The 17887-nt window shown below is 32.6% G+C and carries 10 protein-coding genes; 9 read left to right on the forward strand and 1 reads right to left on the reverse strand.

Annotation, left to right across the window (positions count from 1 at the left end):
• The first annotated feature begins 1 nt into the window (after window position 1).
• The 7 genes from ACY2RX_RS07625 to ACY2RX_RS07655 all read left to right on the forward strand — a co-directional run bounded on the left by ACY2RX_RS07625 (window position 2) and on the right by ACY2RX_RS07655 (window position 12418).
• Window positions 2–3433: a SusC/RagA family TonB-linked outer membrane protein gene (locus ACY2RX_RS07625; protein WP_490103370.1), complete on the forward strand. Its 3432-nt coding sequence runs from the start codon at window positions 2–4 to the stop codon at window positions 3431–3433.
• Window positions 3434–3445: 12 nt separating this feature from the next.
• The gene (locus tag ACY2RX_RS07630; RefSeq protein ID WP_490103371.1) at window positions 3446–4777 is read left to right on the forward strand and encodes a RagB/SusD family nutrient uptake outer membrane protein; all 1332 of its coding nucleotides are present in this window, start codon (window positions 3446–3448) and stop codon (window positions 4775–4777) included.
• A gap of 578 nt (window positions 4778–5355) precedes the next feature.
• Complete coding sequence (locus ACY2RX_RS07635) at window positions 5356–7620, forward strand: thioredoxin fold domain-containing protein (RefSeq protein ID WP_490103372.1); 2265 nt, start codon at window positions 5356–5358, stop codon at window positions 7618–7620.
• 16 nt (window positions 7621–7636) lie between these two features.
• Window positions 7637–8779: a redoxin domain-containing protein gene (locus tag ACY2RX_RS07640; RefSeq protein ID WP_490103373.1), complete on the forward strand. Its 1143-nt coding sequence runs from the start codon at window positions 7637–7639 to the stop codon at window positions 8777–8779.
• A 52-nt stretch (window positions 8780–8831) separates the two neighbouring features.
• Window positions 8832–9368 (forward strand): protein-disulfide reductase DsbD domain-containing protein, encoded by a 537-nt coding sequence (locus tag ACY2RX_RS07645; RefSeq protein WP_490103374.1) that lies wholly within the window; start codon window positions 8832–8834, stop codon window positions 9366–9368.
• 10 nt (window positions 9369–9378) lie between these two features.
• Window positions 9379–10830 (forward strand): hypothetical protein, encoded by a 1452-nt coding sequence (locus ACY2RX_RS07650; protein WP_490103375.1) that lies wholly within the window; start codon window positions 9379–9381, stop codon window positions 10828–10830.
• Between the two features lie 343 nt (window positions 10831–11173).
• Window positions 11174–12418, forward strand: coding sequence for a hypothetical protein (locus ACY2RX_RS07655; RefSeq protein WP_490103376.1), 1245 nt, complete (start codon window positions 11174–11176; stop codon window positions 12416–12418).
• A gap of 5 nt (window positions 12419–12423) precedes the next feature.
• On the opposite strand, the gene ACY2RX_RS07660 is transcribed toward ACY2RX_RS07655, so the two are convergent.
• Window positions 12424–13005, reverse strand: coding sequence for an RNA polymerase sigma factor (locus ACY2RX_RS07660; protein ID WP_490103377.1), 582 nt, complete (start codon window positions 13003–13005; stop codon window positions 12424–12426).
• Between the two features lie 131 nt (window positions 13006–13136).
• Here ACY2RX_RS07660 and ACY2RX_RS07665 point away from each other — a divergent pair, with 131 nt between their 5' ends.
• Window positions 13137–14282 carry a FecR family protein gene (locus tag ACY2RX_RS07665; RefSeq protein ID WP_490103378.1) on the forward strand — a complete coding sequence of 382 codons (1146 nt, stop codon included), beginning with the start codon at window positions 13137–13139 and terminating at the stop codon, window positions 14280–14282.
• 155 nt (window positions 14283–14437) lie between these two features.
• Window positions 14438–17875: a SusC/RagA family TonB-linked outer membrane protein gene (locus ACY2RX_RS07670; protein ID WP_490103379.1), complete on the forward strand. Its 3438-nt coding sequence runs from the start codon at window positions 14438–14440 to the stop codon at window positions 17873–17875.
• The last annotated feature ends 12 nt before the right edge of the window (window positions 17876–17887 follow it).

Here is a 17887-nt window from a genome sequence, read left to right on the forward strand (position 1 = left end):
TATGAGAATATTTATACTCTTATTTTGCACAACACTATTTAGTTTTAGCAACGGTAATTTATTATCGCAAAACGCTAAAATAAATATAGACAAAGAAAAAATAGTAACGATTGATGAGGTTTTTAACCTCATTAAAAGTCAAACAGAATATAATTTTATCTATCAAGAAGATTTGTTTAAAAATTCCCCTAAAATACTTATTAAAGGAGGAGTCATAAAAGCAAACAAGTTATTAAACATTGTGTTGTCAAAAGGTAACTTTGCCGCTTTTTTTGATTCTAAAAACACTATTATAATTAGAGAAAAAGAAATTAAAAAATCTTTTGCACAAAGTACGTTATTAATAAAAGGAGTTGTAAAAGATGTTACTGGAGAACCTGTTCCAGGAGTTACAGTTATTTATAAAGAATACCCAAACCAAGGTACCGCAACAGATTTTAATGGTAAATATCAAATCTTAATACAAAAAGATAAAACAGCTACACTACAATTTTCAAGTATTGGTTTCTTTACCCAAGAAATTGTTGTAGAAAATAGAACTACTGTAGATGTTGTGTTAAAAGAAGCTGTAACATCTTTAGACCAAATTGTAGTTGTTGGATATGGTACTGTAAAACGTAAAGACTTAACAGGTAGTGTTACAACAATTAAACAGCGTGAATTAGTAACCTCTCCAGCTGTAGTTTCTTTTGACCAGTTATTAGGAGGTAAAGCAACAGGTGTTTTAGCTACCCAAATAGGTGGTAAACCTGGAGTTGGTGCTATTGTTAATATTAGAGGTGTAAGTTCTTTTAGAGGAGATAATCAACCATTGTATATTATAGATGGTGTTCCAATTATCATTAGAGATAATGTAGGAGAAAGTTTTGGACTTGGAAATGTTGAACGATCAAACCCTTTACTAGCATTAAATCCTAGCGATATTGAAAGTGTTGATATTCTTAAAGATGCTTCTGCAGCTGCTATTTATGGTTCTAGAGCTGCCAATGGGGTAATTATTGTTACAACAAAACGAGGTAAAAAGAATCAAGAGGCTCAAGTAAACTTTTCTTATAATGTTTCAGTAAATACACCTGTTAAAAGATATGAGTTAATGAATGCAGCACAATACCGCAAGTATATGGAAACTGTAGCTCAAAATACGCTTTATGCAGATAAGAATATACCTGGTTTCGCTTCCTTAAACACAAACTTTGCAAATCAAATTCTTAATAATAAAAGAGTTAGTTTCTGGGGAACACCAGATCCTTCAGGAGCTGGATACTTTGGGACTTCAGATACAGATTGGATAGATTTGTTTGAACAAAAAAGTCCGTTAACTCAAAACTACAACATAGGTATAACTGGGGGTTCTGAAAAAAGTTCTTATGCCGTTTCTGCCTATGCAAAAACGCAAGATGGATTATTTATTAATAATAAATTAAACAGTTATGGTTTAAGAATGAACTTAGATTTAGATGCCAAAAAGTGGCTAACTCTTGGTACCTCTCTTAGTTATAATTATAATAAAGATGAAAGTTCATTTGCAGGTAGTTACGAAAATATAATTTTTAACCCTACCATTGGAGTAGATGATAAAATTCAGGGACCTTTTGGAACTCCTGCTAACCCTTTTGGGTATTCGCAAATTACTAGACTTTCCAAATCTTATAATGCAATTGCTAATGTATTTGCAAAGATAAAAATAGCTAATGGTATTGAGTTTAAATCTGATCTTGCTGTTAATGTTTCTAATGACAATTTATTACAACGCACATTGGTTGAAGCATTTGGTCCTTCTCAAGCAACTAGACAAATTATTAACACAGAAATAACCAATACAACACTTACCAATACAGTAACATATAATAAAGTATTTAAAGAAAAGCATAACTTAAATGCAGTAGTAGGTAATGCTTGGGATGTTAGAATTTTAAAACAAAGTAGTATTGCTTTTAGGGGATATAATGATGATATTACAGCCCAAATACCTGGTCAAACTTTAGATACTCGTAATACAAATGAAGGTTTTCAACAATCCGTATTAAATTCATTTTTTGGGCGTTTTAATTATAATTATGATTCTAAGTATTATGCTACTTTTACAGGGCGTTTTGATGGTTCAGATAAATTTGGACCTAATAACAGATGGGGACTTTTCCCTTCTGCAGCTTTAGCTTGGAGAATTTCGGGTGAAGATTTCTTGAAAGATTCAGAACTAATAGACGATTTAAAATTACGTGCAAGTATAGGACGTGTAGGTAACAATGCTTTACAAAGTTTTGAATATGAGTTGTTATACGGTAGAGATCGTGATTTTTATATTGGAAGCACCTATAACGGTGTACCTGGTTTGCTACCAACAGGAATTGCCAATAAAGATGTGCGTTGGGAAATTACTGATCAAATTGATTTAGGGTTGACGTTTTCAATGTTAAAAAATAGATTAAACGGTACTATTGCATATTATAAAAAAACAACAAAAGATTTATTATCTTTTGGAAGAATACCGCTACAAACTGGTGCAAGCTTGCAACTTCAAAATATTGGATCTATTGAAAATAAAGGTTGGGAATTTGAATTAAATGGAGATGTAATAAAAACCAAAGACTTTAATTGGAATTCTTCTTTTAATATTTCATTTAATAAAAATAAATTGCTTTCTTTTAATGAAGCTACGCTATTTAGTTATGGAAATCCAGCGGCTTTTAGAGAAGGAGAGCCTATGGGTGTCATATGGGGATTAAAAACGAATGGTATAATCTCAACCCAAGCACAGGCAGATAAATTAAATGCTGCTGCTGCTGCAAAAGGACAAACTTACCTACCTCGTGGTGGTACAGCACACATTGGTCAATATCTTTACCATGATGCAGATAAAAGTGGATTTATTTCAACAGATGATAGAATAGCTTTAGGCAATAGCCAACCAGATTACTTTGGAGGATGGTCAAATTCTGTGACTTATAAAGGTTTTAATTTATATTTCGATTTTCAATTTGTGCAAGGACATGAAATGGTAGACAGATTTAGTGAACGCAAAGCTCAACACAATAATTATGATAGTAACAATATTGTAGGTGCTTTAGATAATACTTGGTCTCCAACTAATTTAGAAGGAACAGAGCAATTAGCTGTTTTTGGTTATCATGATTTTTTCTTTAATCCAGCCTATTCACATACTACATTTGATGCTTCATACGTCCGCTTTAAAACATTGCGCTTAACATATGACTTGCCTTCAATAGCTCTTGAGAAAGTTGGTGTTAGTAATTTAACGCTATCGTTAGGGGCAAATAATATTTACACTTGGACTAACTGGCCAGGATTAGATCCAGAATCTGTAGGAAATGGTCGATTTACTAATTCTATTAGTACGGCAAATAGTGGATCTTCTAGTAATGTATATCCATTAATTAGAACATACACTTTTGGAGTTAATATTAATCTTTAAAGAACTTAAATTATGTTAAAAAATAAAATTTTATACTTGTTAGCTATTCTTATAACTGTAACTAGTTGTGATTTAGCTGTTAAACTAGACGATGTTGATTCTGGGTTTTTAGTACTTCCTGAAGTGGCTATTAAAGATGTAAAATCTGCTGATGTGGCTTTGGCTGGTGTCTATTCTAGATTGAGAAAAGATGGATATGCTACTTTGGCATCATCTTTAGGTACTGCTGGTATTACAGGAAAAGACTTTGGTAAAGAAACCATTTTTTTAAATGCAATTGTTATAAATGATAGTAATGCTGAATCTATATATTCAAATGCATATGAATTAGTATATGCAGTAAATATTGCTATCAGTGTTATTAATAAAATTGACACTAAAGATTTTAGTGATGCTGATAAAAACAGGGTATTAGGGGAGTTTCGTTTTTTAAGAGCTATTGCAAACTTTACAACACTTAGAGTTTTTGGTCAGCATTGGGATTTATCATCATCTTATGGTATTGTTATTCGTAACGAAAATAATGTTGGCGGAAATGCCTATGAAAGGTCAACTGTACAAAAATCTTATGATGCAATTCTAGAAGATTTAGATTTTGCAATTGCCAATGCTCCAGCAAATGGAGGACCAAGTTATAAAGCAACAAAAGAAGCTGCACAGGCTATAAAAGCTAAAGTATTATTGTATATGCAAAAATATCCAGAAGCAGCAACTTTAGCAAATACAGTTTTAACAACTACAGCAAAATCATTTGCAGCAGATTACGCAACTATTTTTTCAAAAACAAATACATCTAGTGGAACATTTTTTGCCCCTTATAATGATAGATCAGAAGATAGATTTGGTGTTGTATTTCCACTAGTTAGAATTACTGGAACTTATTATGAAACTTATGCAGCAGCAGACCCTAGGTTTAATACTGAAAAAGGATCTAGACATGCTTCTCCATTTAGAGCTGTAAATATTCATATGAGATTAGCAGAAGTTTATTTAATTCATGCAGAAGCTGCAGCCAGAGCAGAATCAGGTACAGCAGTATCTACTACTGCATTAAATAGTTTAAATGCTGTTAGAACAAGAGCTGCAGTTGGTTTACCAGCTGCTAGCCCTACCACAAAGGCAGAACTATTAGAGGCTATTCGTAACGAGAAATTATTAGAGCTGTATAATGAAAATGGCGAAACTTTTATAGATCTAGTGAGATATCATACACAAGGAAATATTAAAATTACAGATTTTAAATCAACATTATCTAACGAAAATAAGTTTGTTTTTCCAATACCGTTTTCTGAAATTAAAACTTCTCAGAATGTAGTAAAACAAAACCCTGGATACGAACAATAATATTTGAATATATTATTCCATTAAAAAAGGGGAGGGATTGCCCTCCCCTTTTTTAATTAAAGCTTTACCAATTAATATTTATGAAAGTTAATAGTTTGTATAGTTGTTTCTTAATTAAAAGTATGTTATAGGCTAATAAACAAATCATTAAATAATTTTTGTAATTGTTGTTAGAGTGTTAAACTTCAAGAAGTTAAAATATAGGTAAAAATTTTGATGGTTTATTTTTGCTAGAAGTAGAAGTTTCAATTGCATAGCTCGTTTTTTAGAAAGTATAAAAGCTAAGTAAATGAAGCAATATGTATAAAGTTTTCATAAGTATTAGTTTCTTGATTATAAATTGAAAACAATTTATTGGTTGCATTCTAAAATATAGGAAAAAACAATAAAATCCTTATTAGAATTAGGTCGAATCATTTTGTAAAAAATCAAAACAAGTTTATAATGTTTACTCAAGAATCAAATTTATTAAGAAAAACTTAACATATTACTTGTAAGAGTTTATTCTTATAATTGCGTATTACTACTATACAAATAAGAAGTCTAACATTAAACACCTCATAAAACTTAATTATAATATGAAAAATATATACATTCTTTTAGCACTGATAACTCCCTTTTTAGCAACTTCGCAAATTAAATTCGAAAAAGGCGATTGGGCAAGTGTTAAAGCCAAAGCTCAACAAGAAAACAAAACTATTTTTATAGATTTTTACACCACTTGGTGCGGCCCTTGTAAAGTAATGGAAAAGAATATCTTTCCATTAGAAAATGTAGGCACTTTTTACAATGCAAATTTTATAAATTATAAGATAGATGCTGAAAAAGGAGAAGGCATTGCATTGGCAAAAAAGTATGGTATAAAACAATACCCAACTTATATTTTTGCAGATGCTAATGGTGAGTTTTTACATCAATTTGTGGGTTCTATGGATGCCGAAACATTTATTAGCGGAGGCAAAGATGCATTAGAACCTTCAAAACAATTGGGCAAATTGATTGCTAAAGAAAATAAGATTGCAAAAAAAGATATGCCTGCCCATTTAAAAGAATTAAGACAAAAACGTTTACCTTTTAATGATAAATACGAAGCATATATAAACACCCTATCGAAAGATGAATTAGTTACCTCAGAAACTTTTAATTTAATGAACCAATTAGGTGGTTACAGTTCAGGTAGCTTTTCATACAATTTAATTTTAAAACATAAGGATGCTTTTTCAAAGCTTCTGGGTGAAGAAACTATTAAAAACTATTTTTATAAGAACCTTATTAACAAAGCTTATGAGTTAAAAAGAAACAAAAAAGATTTTGAAGAATTACATACAGCTATTGAAGCATCTGGATACAATTTTAAAGAAAAAATTGAGGAAACTCTAGAGCTAACAGCATTACTGTTTGATAAAAAAGATTATGCTGGTTTTGTAACTCAATCTAAAGCATATTTAAAAAAATATAGTGATGACAAATCATTAAAATACAGTCCTGTTTTTAACGAAGGGTCTAAGTTTTTCCTGCATAACGAAGAATTAGAGCAGTATATTGTTGAGCTTTGTAATGAAATTGTTGAAGAAAATCATCAACAAGCTCCTATGGCATATTCATCGCTTGGTAGAGGTTATTTTGAAGCCAATCAATTGGAAAAAGCATTACAGTACTTTAAGCTTAGTATGGAAATTTCAAAAGCGAGAGGAAATGATGTATCTGGTTACGATAAGACTTTTGAAATGATTAATAATAAGATAAAGATTAAAAACTCTGGCAAATACACCATTAATGCAACTGGTTTTGAAAGATACAATGGCTTAACTGCTAAGTTGGGCTATTATGACCCTGTTAACATTGGAGATCATACCGAGACAGAAGGTGTCGTAATTAAAGATGGTAAATTTACCATTTCGGGCGATGTAGAAACAGTTTTAAAAGGTGGTTGGGCAGTTTATGATGGCGATGATTTGAAAGGTAAAGGTAGCATTGTTATAGAACCCGGAACCCATACACTAACCTTAAAAGAAGGCAGAAATTTTCTGTTAGAAAGCACATACAACTACTATGTTTTCAATGCTTGGAAAAACCACGCTACCTATGTCGATGCATTTAAGAAGTTGGTAGACTTTGGCAATAAACCAGGGTTTAGCCATGAAAATAAAGAGCAAAGCAAAAAATATTTTGAATTAAATAGTAAGGTAAATAAAATTAAGGATGATTATTTAAAGTCAGTCTTCGATAATAATGCCAACCCTATAGTTAAAGCATTAGTGGCATTTGAAGGTCTTTTGTTTTACGATAGAGGTGACGATACAAGCGGTACAGAACGTTTAGCAATACTAAAAAAGAAAATACCAGATCATCATCTGGTAAAAACCATAGAGCATTTTAGAAAAATTTCAGCTGAAAGTGAGAAGATGAGAAACTCTGTTAGCGTAGGCAAACAAGTAAAAAACTTTACCGCTAAAGACCACGATGGAAAAGAATTTAATTTAAGCGATGTGCTTAAAAAGAATAAATATGTATTGGTAGAGTTTTGGGCAAGCTGGTGCGGTCCTTGCCGTGGGGCAATACCACATTTAAAAGAAGTATATAGCAAGTACAAAAGTAAAGGCTTCGAAATAGTGTCTTTCTCTATAGACCATAAAAAAACAATGTGGGACAAGGCATACGAAGAAGAAGAAATTCCTTGGATTGATACTTCAGATTTGCTGGCACGTAAAAGTCCAGTGGCAAAAATGTACGGAATAACTGGTGTGCCTGCAAGTTACTTGGTTGATGCAAACGGAACCATACTTGACTTAGATATGCGTGGCGATAAACTAGATAAAGCATTAAAAGAATTATTTAACTAACCTTAAAAAAAGAAAAATGAACATTAAAAACATTTTATTTACCCTATTATTTGGTGTGCTGCTAGTTAACTGTACATCAGAGCCTAAGGGTTATACAATAAGCGGAACTATAGGTAGCCCTGTTGAAGGTGAAAAAGCAATATTGACAAATTACAAATTAGACACCCTCGCCATTGCCGATGTTGTAGATGGGAAATTTACCATTACCGGTACTATAACAGAGCCAACCAAAGCTGCAATACATTACGGTAGAGCTTATACCGAATTAATTTTAGAAAATCAAAACTACGAGGCATCTTATAATGAGTCTGGATTTAATGTTACAGGCTCAGGTGTTCATAACATTGTTTATGGATACAAAACAGACAAAGAGTATCAAAACTTAAATGATATTGCCAAAAAGGCTTTTGATAAGGCAATGGAAGGTGTAGATATTACCAACCCAAAGGCTCACAGAACTGCACTAGAGTCGGTTAGTGAAGAACGAAGAGCGCCATATAAATTCAAGTTAGAAAAACAAAGAGCGGTTATTAATGGTGATTACCCTGCATTAACCAAGCTTTTTGTTATGGATGGGTATTCTGACTGGGAAAATTACAATTTTGAGAAAATAGTAGCTACTATTAACGAGTATGAAAAAGAAATAGGTGAAGGGAATGCCTATTTAAATCACGTTAGAGATAGTTATTTAAGAGGTATAGAAAAAGAAAAATTGAAAAAATCGGTTGGAGTAGGAAAGCCTTTTAAAGAAGTTGTGGCTACCAGTATAGATGGTGAAACAATAAAATTAAGCGATGTAGTGGCAAAGAATAAATACACCTTATTAGAGTTTTGGGCGTCTTGGTGTGGCCCTTGCAGAGGGTCTTTCCCACATTTAAAGAAAGTGTATAAAGAATACAAACCTAAAGGTTTTGAAGTTTATGGCTTATCGTTAGATACCAAAGAAAAGGCGTATTTAAAAGCTTCAAAAGAAGAAAACTTACCTTGGATAAACACTGTAGACTATACAGCTTTTAAGGGTGAAAACTCAAAACAATATGGTGTTAGTGGAATTCCTCATACGGTTTTAATTGGTCAAGATGGTGTAGTTGTTGGTTCAGGCTCTGATATTCGTGGCGATAAATTAGATGAGCTTTTAGAAAAATTGTTTGGAGAGTAGCAACAGTTTATAAAAACAGTAAATACACAACGGGTTAAATACATATAAAAAAATGAACAGCCTTATAAAAAGAACCAATATCACAGTTTTATTAGTTGTGGTATTTGTTCAATTTAATTTTGCACAGCAACCAACAGAAGAAGAAATAGCAGCTGTTGCTGGCACTATGTCTTTAACCGAAACCAGTAAGGAAAAACCTGTAACTATGAGTGCAACGCTTGTTAAAAGTGAAGTTGTTTCAGGTGAAAAAGCCTATGCTGTGGTGAAAGTTAAGATACACGACGGTTGGCATATTTATGCCTATGTTCCAGAAGGCGGTTATTTTATTATGTCTGAGCTTGAATTATCATCAGCTAGTAATAAACTATCTTTTAAATTAATTAAAGAACCAAATGTTCACGGTTATGCTGCAGACCCAAACATTATGGTTTATAAAGGAGAACTCGTATTTGTATATGAAGTAAATACTCCTGATGCTCCAAAAGGTGAATTAGCGTTAAATGCTCTATTAAACTTTCAAGCTTGCGATTTATATAGCTGTTTACCACCAAACGAAATAAAAAAACCGTTAACCTTAATAATTAAATAAAACATTACTAATGAAAAAATTAGCCATTCTATTTTTGGTGTTTTGCTGTTTAGGCAGTATCAACGCACAACAGGCCATAAAAAAATCAAATCTAAAAATACTATATATTGGGCAAAACCCTGATAAACATGATGGTTATGATTTTGGAGGAAATAAAAAAACTTGGGAAGACGTTAAAAAAGAGCGGGCCAAAGTATTTCACGAATTTTTACAACAATATTTTAATAGTGTTACTTTAATTTATGGCGAAGACTACAAAGAGGCGATGTCTGATAAGTATGACGTCACTATTTTTGATGCACTACCACCACGGTTAGATGGAACAAAAGGCAAATATTTCCAATTATTTCCTAAAGGACCAGATTTTATTAGTGATGATTATGATGCCGCCACAGTATTTATTGCAGGACCTGGTGGTGCCATAGTTTGGAACAGGAAGAGCAAAATAGACTGGTTATGTAATTGTTTAGAATCGCACGCTTTTAATATAAAAGAGCAACACCCCATTTTTAATACTCCATATAAAGTCGATTTATCTACTGAAGGAAGAAAGCATAACCCGGGCGTTTTTAGCTATTACAGTGGTAAAGATTTATCTAAAGACGAAGTACCAATGGTGCGTATGCAAAATGTTGATCATTTAAAAGACTATCCTCCTGGAATTGTTGCAAACCCAGGTTTTGGAGATTCTCCTGATGCAGAAGAAATTTCTGGTGGCCCTTGTATTAAATCGGTAAATGCAGTAGCATTGGGAAGACACGGTAATTTCTTTCAATGGGGTTATAGAGCAGACCCAAGGCATTTAACACAAGCCGGAAAGTTAGCTTTAATAAATACCATTCATTATATGGCACAATTTAAAGGGCAAAAACCTTTTGTAAAGAGAAAAGCACCACACAGACTTGAAGCTTTAGATGCTATTTACAAGGTTTCGGATAAAGGGTATGCTAATGAAATGAACTTTTATCAGCATTTGCACAACGATTATAATGCAGCAAAAATTAGAGAATTGGCTGGAAAACCAAAAGATTTTGACAAATATCTATTAAGACGAGATTCAAAGTTTCCAGACAGGACAAAGCATCTAAAAAGCGTTCCTGAAGAGATTATTGAAAAATATGTTGATGATTGGAATGCATACTTAAGCTATTACGAAGATAACATCGGGTATTTAGGTCTTATAGAAGGAAAAGACAGCAATGGAAGAGCATATAAAAATATTGTTATTGATAAAGATGTACAGTCACTAGGTATTGCGAATAATGATATGGCATTTTTAGAAAAATGTGTAAGTATGTTAGATAGTGATACGGATGCAGAACTAGCAAAAAAACTTTTAAAAAAATACACCACTCAAGATTTTAGCACAACCAAACAATGGAAAAAGTGGTTAAAGAAAAATAAAGAAAAATTATTTTTCACAGACCGAGGTGGTTATAAATGGATGGTAGATCCTAGATAAATAAACCACTATAGATTGGAAGTCGTAGTTTTAAACAAAAGAATACAATTCTTTTTAGAGAATGGTTTGTCATTCCGAATGAGGCACGAAGAGGAATCTCTACTTCTGTAAGATTTCTCGTCACTCTCCCGATAGCCATCGGGACTGCTCTGTCGAAATGACAACACACTCTTATAAAGTTTATAGAAACTAAAGTAACTGTAATGAAATTTCAGGGTTTTAACCTTTAATTAGATAATAAAAAATGGCTATCGGGTATTAATTTCACTCATTTATAATTCTTTTATTTCATTCGAATTGGTAGCGCTTTATTAATAACACAATAGACTAAATAATCTAAAAGATGAAAAAAGTTTTAATTATTGTCATTGCCTTAATCTCATATGGGGTAAAAGGTCAAGCTCCTTCATCAGAAATAAAATTAAAAGTCTTTTTAGATTGCCGTAGTTGCGATACCGATTATTTTACTCAAAAGCTTCATTATTTGTCTTTTGTAAGAGATCAAAAAAATGCAGACGTACACGTATTAGTACGCCGTCAAACTACAGGAAGTGGAGGGCAATCTTATGAGTTAGAGCTATCTGGTCTAGGTGTTTATAAAAATCTTTTTAATAAAATTACATTTTCTACGGCACCAACAAATACATTAGTAGAAACAAGAGAACAAATGGCAGACCAATTAATAACTGCTTTAACTGTTTTTTGGGCTCAAAAACACAAAAATTCTCGTATTACTGTTACAAATGCTAAAGATTCTACTGTAGTAGAGACAACCCAACTAGAAGAAACTAAAGATTCTTGGAACAAATGGGTGTTTAATATTGGTGTAAATGGGCGTTTAAGTGGCGAAGAAACATCAGAAAGAAGTAATTTAGGTGCTAATTTTTCGGCTAAACACGTAACTGAAAAAAATAAATTTTTCTTAAGGTCAAGTATAAATAGTGATAAATCTAAATTCACTTTTGGCGAAACAGTCATTACAGCAAACAATCGTACCTCTCAAATTTTGATGAGTGATGTGTTTAGTGTAGGAAAGCTTTGGTCGTTGGGTTTATTTGCCGAAGTTGGAGCTTCAGATTATACAAATCTTTCTTTCTACGGAAGTTTAAAGCCAGCAATAGAGTATAGTTTTTTCCCCTATGAATTGTCAACAAAAAAACAATTAACCTTGTCTTATCGCATAGGTGGCATACATAACAATTATAAAGAGCGCACCATTTTTTTAAAAGACAAAGAGTTTTTATGGGAACATGAACTTAATTTAAATGGGAGTATGCAACAAAAGTGGGGCTCGTTTTCTGGAGAAGTAAGTTATCGAAGTTTTTTAGAAGACACCTCGTTACATGCTCTTAATTTTAACTTGTCTACCAATGTTAGGATATTTAAAGGTTTTTCTTTTAATATATATGGTAATTATGCCATAACAAACAATCAAGTTAATCTGGCTGGTGGCGATTTAAGTTTAGACGAACTATTATTACGCCAACAGCAAGTGGGTTCTGGTTATCGTTTTTCTATGTCTATTGGGTTAAATTATTCTTTTGGCTCTATTTACAGCGCAATTGTAAACCCTAGATTTGGGTTTTAATAATACTACCGCGTCGCTATTTTATAGAAAAACATAAAAAAGGCAGATGGTTTATTTTTTAGTTTCATCCTTAAAATGGTGAAGGCTTTAGTTATTTGAGCTTCAACGGTTTTAATGGTAATATTTAAATATTCAGAAATTTCTATATTAGACAGCCCTTCCTTTTTACTCAATTCAAAAATTTCTTTACACCTAGGCGGTAATTGTTTTATAACCTCATTTGCAGACTTTATTAAATACTCCCTTTCTTCTTTAGCATCTTCATTTACAAACAGATTTAGGTTGTCAATATATAATTTTTCAATTCTTAATACAGATTGACTTTTTCTATACTGATCTATAAACTCGTTGTAAACAGATTTGTATAAATAACTTTGTATGGAATAGTTAACATTTAATTTGTGTCTGTTTTCCCAAGTCCTTACAAATACATTTTGCACAATATCTTCTGCTGCTAAGCTATTATTTATTAAGCTATTGGCATACACACAGAGTTTATGGTAATAGGTGTCTAATAAAAACGAATAAGCCTTTTCATCTCCTTTTTTTAAAGCTTTAGATAAAAATAACTTATCAGTGTAATTCATTGAATATTAAATTATAATTACAAAAATAGAATTATAAATGAATAAAAAAAGTGTTAATACTATAGGGTTTGAAAATTTGGCTTCGTAATATTAAAAAAAGAGCAAAAAAATAAAGTTAGTTTTAAAGACAAATGAACCAAAAAAACATAGAACATTTAATTGTTAAGTTTATTACCAATTCTATTAATATAGAAGAATTGGAACAACTTTCTACTTGGGTAGAAACGCCCAAAAACGAAAAATTATTCATTGAATACATTAAATTAAATTATGCCCTAAATTATAATCTTGAATTGTTTAATAAGGAGAAAGCAAAAATCATCGTATTAAACAAAATTAATAGCCGTAAAAAAGTTAGGGTTTTAAATTCAAGGTTTAAAAAATATGCCATAGCAGCTTCTGTAGCTATTCTTTTAGGAGTATCTGTTTTTTTTAATATAACTACAGATAAAAATGAAAATATTGATAATCAGAATATTACAATTAGTGCAGGAACAGATAAAGCTATTTTAACTTTAGAAGATGGTAAAGAAATTGTGCTTGATAAAGAGGCTGAATTTACGATTGATAATATAGAAAGCAGTGATGGTAAAATAGTTTATAATGAAGCCGTAGCTAAAAATAAAGAAATAGCATATAACTATTTAACCATCCCTAGAGGAGGCGAATATAATATGGTATTAGCTGACGGTACAGAGATTTGGCTAAATTCTGATACTAAAATTAAATATCCAAAATCTTTTATAAAAGGTCAAGAGCGTACCATTGAATTGCTTTACGGCGAAGTTTATTTAGATGTGTCTTCAAGTGATAAACACCAGGGCTCTAAATTTAAGGTCCTAAACAAAGACAAATATGTAGAAGTGTTGGGTACAGAATTTAATGTTAAAGCTTATAAAGATGAAGATAAAACCTACACAACCTTGGTAGAAGGTAAAGTTTTGGTTAACAATGGTAATTCGAAAGAGTTTTTACAACCAAATGAGCAAGCCATTTACAACGATAAAAATATTTCAATAAAAAAGGTTGATGTTTTTGATGAAATATCTTGGAAAAATGGTTTTTTCAAATTTAAAGAAAAATCATTACAAGAGATAATGGTTGTACTATCTAGATGGTACGATGTTGAGTTTGTATTCGAAAATAAAGCAGTTAAATCAACCGCTTTTAACGGGTCTTTCAACAGAAAGCAAAGTATTAATGATATATTATTGATACTACAAGATACTGAAGCGGTACTATTTGAAACTAAAGGAAAAACGATACTGATTAAATAAAAAAGGGGATGAAGTTTAGACCTTCGACAATTTAAACCTTCATTCCCCAAATACCATTAACTAATTAAATTTTTAACCAATTAATAATCAAATTTATGAATTTTAATTTTATTAGCGTCCCTTTAATCAAAAGGAAAACGCTCGCCACATTCATTATGAGAACATTTATATTCTTATGTTGTACTCTAACTTTTGGATTTAGCCCTGTAAATACCTTTTCACAAGGTTTAAAAATTACGATTGAAGAAGATAGATCACTATCTGTAGAGGAGGTTTTTGAGTTGATAAAAAAGCAAACCGACTACACGTTTGCTTATAAATCTGATGCCTTTAAAAATGCACCAAGAATAAGCGTAAAAAAAGGACTTGTAAAAGCACATGATTTATTAATAAAAAGCTTGTCTTTTGGTAATTATAACTATGAAATAACTAAAAAAAATACCATTAGATTACGCCCCAAAAAAGTAGCGTATGATCAAAATACAGTTTTAATAAGTGGTACCATTACTGATGTTTATGGAATTCCAGTACCTGGAGTAACTGTTATTTACAAAGAGTACCCTAACCAAGGTACTGCAACAGATTTTGATGGAAAATATCAAATTTTGGTACAAAAAGGTAAAAAAGCCACATTACAATTTTCTAGTATAGGTTTCTTTACGCAAGAAATTGTAGTAGGAGACAGAACTACTATAAATGTTACTTTAAAAGCAGCAACTACTACTTTAGATGAAGTAGTTTTAATAGGTTATGGCTCGAAAAAACGAAAAGATGTAACAGGTAATATATCATCATTAAATGCACGAGAACTGGTAACCCAACAGGGAGTAGCCAGTGTGGACCAATTATTGGGAGGCAAATTACCTGGGGTGAGCGTATCTAGAATTTCTGGAAAACCAGGTACGGGTGCTATTGTAAATATTAGGGGCGTAAGCTCTTTAAGGGGTGATTCCCAACCGCTTTACATAATAGATGGCGTACCTTTTATACCGCAAGACAATGTTAGGGGCGATTTTTCAGGTGGACAAGGAGGTGTATTCCAAAGCAATCCGTTAACAGCCATAGACCCTAATGATATTGAGCGTGTAGATATACTTAAAGATGCTTCAGCAGCAGCTATTTATGGGTCTAGGGCCACCAACGGGGTAATAATTATCACGACCAAACAAGCAGGCCCAGGAAATCGTAAGCCACGAGTTACAGTATCTTCAAACGTGTCTATACAAAGTCCTGTTAATGAATTTGATTGGATGGACGCCCAAGAATATCGTAGCTTTATGAAAACTATAGCACAAAACACCTTAGATGCTCAAGCTACTGGGAACAATTTTTTAAACATCCCATTTGCCAATGCTGTTTTAAATAATACCCGTATCTCGAGGTTTGGACAACCACTACCTGGTGAGTTTTTTGGAACGGCAGATACCAATTGGCAGGATTTGTTGCAAAATACTAGCCCTATTAGCACAAGCCACCATATTGGTGTAAGCGGCGGTGCAGAAAACATAGGCTATTCCTTTTCGGCTTCTACTACGAAATCTGAAGGAACGGTTATAGGCAACACCTTTAAACGTGATGGTTTGAGAGCTAACCTAAACATAAAAGCTACAGATAATTTGCGTTTGGGAATTAATTTTAATTATTCCAAATCTAAAGATAAAGTTGGTGGAGTAAACAGTTTTCAGGCTATGATGTTTAATCCTACCATTGCTATAGACCAATCTGTTTATCAGACTACTCCGGCGGAAACCACAGCAAACCCCTATCAAGGTCGAGATTTTATTTCGAACAAACGGATAGGCGATAATTTATTCGGTCAAATTTTTGCCGAATATAAATTATTTAACAATTTAACATTTCGATCACAATTAGGCTTTTCTAATTTAAAAACTGAATCCAAAGACAATGCCTCGGTAGCATTAAGGTTTGAAGGCGGTAACGGAAGACGATCTATTCGTAATACATTGGTAGACAATCGTACATGGACAAATACCTTAACTTTTAACAAGGTTTTTAATGAAAAACATACTGTTAATGCTATTTTGGGAACAGAATTCGATAAGCGCAGAATAGAAGCATTGGGTATTGTTTTTGAAGGTTTCTCTAATGATAATTCTAATAACTTACCAGGGAATGCCTTGGCAAGATCTGGTAATTTTGAAAGCATTCAGGAAAATCTGCTTAATTCTTATTTCTTTAGGGCCAGCTATGATTACGCCAACAAATACTACCTAACTTTTACCTCTAGGATTGATGGCTCTGATAAATTTGGACCTGATAACCGCTTTGGCTTCTTTCCTTCGGCGGCGGCTAGTTGGCGTATTTCCAACGAAAACTTCCTAAAGGATTCTGAAATAGTCAATGAGCTTAAATTAAACCTAAGCTATGGTAGAACAGGTAACAACTCACTATCAACTTTGTATTATGTGCCTTCGTATCAAGCCAGTTCAGACCTATTTGGGTTCAGTACTGTTTACAATGGTCAAGTAGGTCTGGTAGCTGTTGATATTGCCAATAGCAAGATTAAATGGGAAACAACAGACCAACTAGACGTTACTTTAGAGTACGGGTTTTTCAATAACCGTTTAAAGGGTTCGGTAGCTTATTATGAAAAACAAACAAAAGACCTTATTGCTTTCCCTAGTATTGCTTTGCAAACAGGTTCAACTAGACAGGGGCAAAATGTAGGCTCGATAGAAAACAAAGGTTGGGAAATTGTTATTGGCGGCGATATTTTAAGAACCAATAGTTTTAATTGGAATTCTGTTTTAAACGTAAGCACCAATAAAAATAAACTAGTATCATTAAATAACGCCAGTGTTTTTGAAACCTTTACACCAGATCAGATTCAAGAGGGGGCATCTTTAGGAGCTATTTACGGTTATGAAGTTGAAGGCATTTTTTCAGACCAAGCAGAAATAGACGCACTTAACGCTAATGCAGCACAAGTGTCAGGGCAACCATTTCGACGATATTCTAGTTTAGCTTTTATAGGAAAATATAAATACAAAGATGTTGATGGTAATGGTTACATAACTCCAGAAGACCGTGTAGTTTTGGGCGATATACAACCCGATTATTACGGTGGTTGGGCAAATACTTTTACCTATAAAAACCTATCGCTTTTTGTTGAACTTCAGTTTACACAGGGGCGTGAATTCGATTTTGGTTTTCAAAATAATATCATAACAACTCTTAATGGACTGGACAGAAATAATATTTCTGGAATTCAATCAGATTTTTGGACACCAGACAATCCTAACGCACCTTATCAAAGTGCAACTTTTCGTGGAAATTATGTTGCAGAAAGAGGACCCAATTCCAGATCGGTTCATAATGCTTCGTTTACAAGGTTAAAATCTATGAGATTAACTTATAGCATGCCTCAAAAGACCGTTGCCAAATTGGGGCTTCAACAGTTATCTTTAAACTTTGGGGTAAATAACATTGCCACATGGACCAAATGGCCTGGGTTAGACCCAGAAAGTATTACATCGTCAAATGCAACAATATCGTTATTTAACACAACTACACAAGACAACGTGTATCCGTTGTCCAGAACGATAGATTTTGGTATTAACGTTCAATTTTAAAAAACAAAAAAG

The sequence above is a fragment of the Polaribacter sp. 2405UD43-2 genome, from assembly GCF_058147125.1.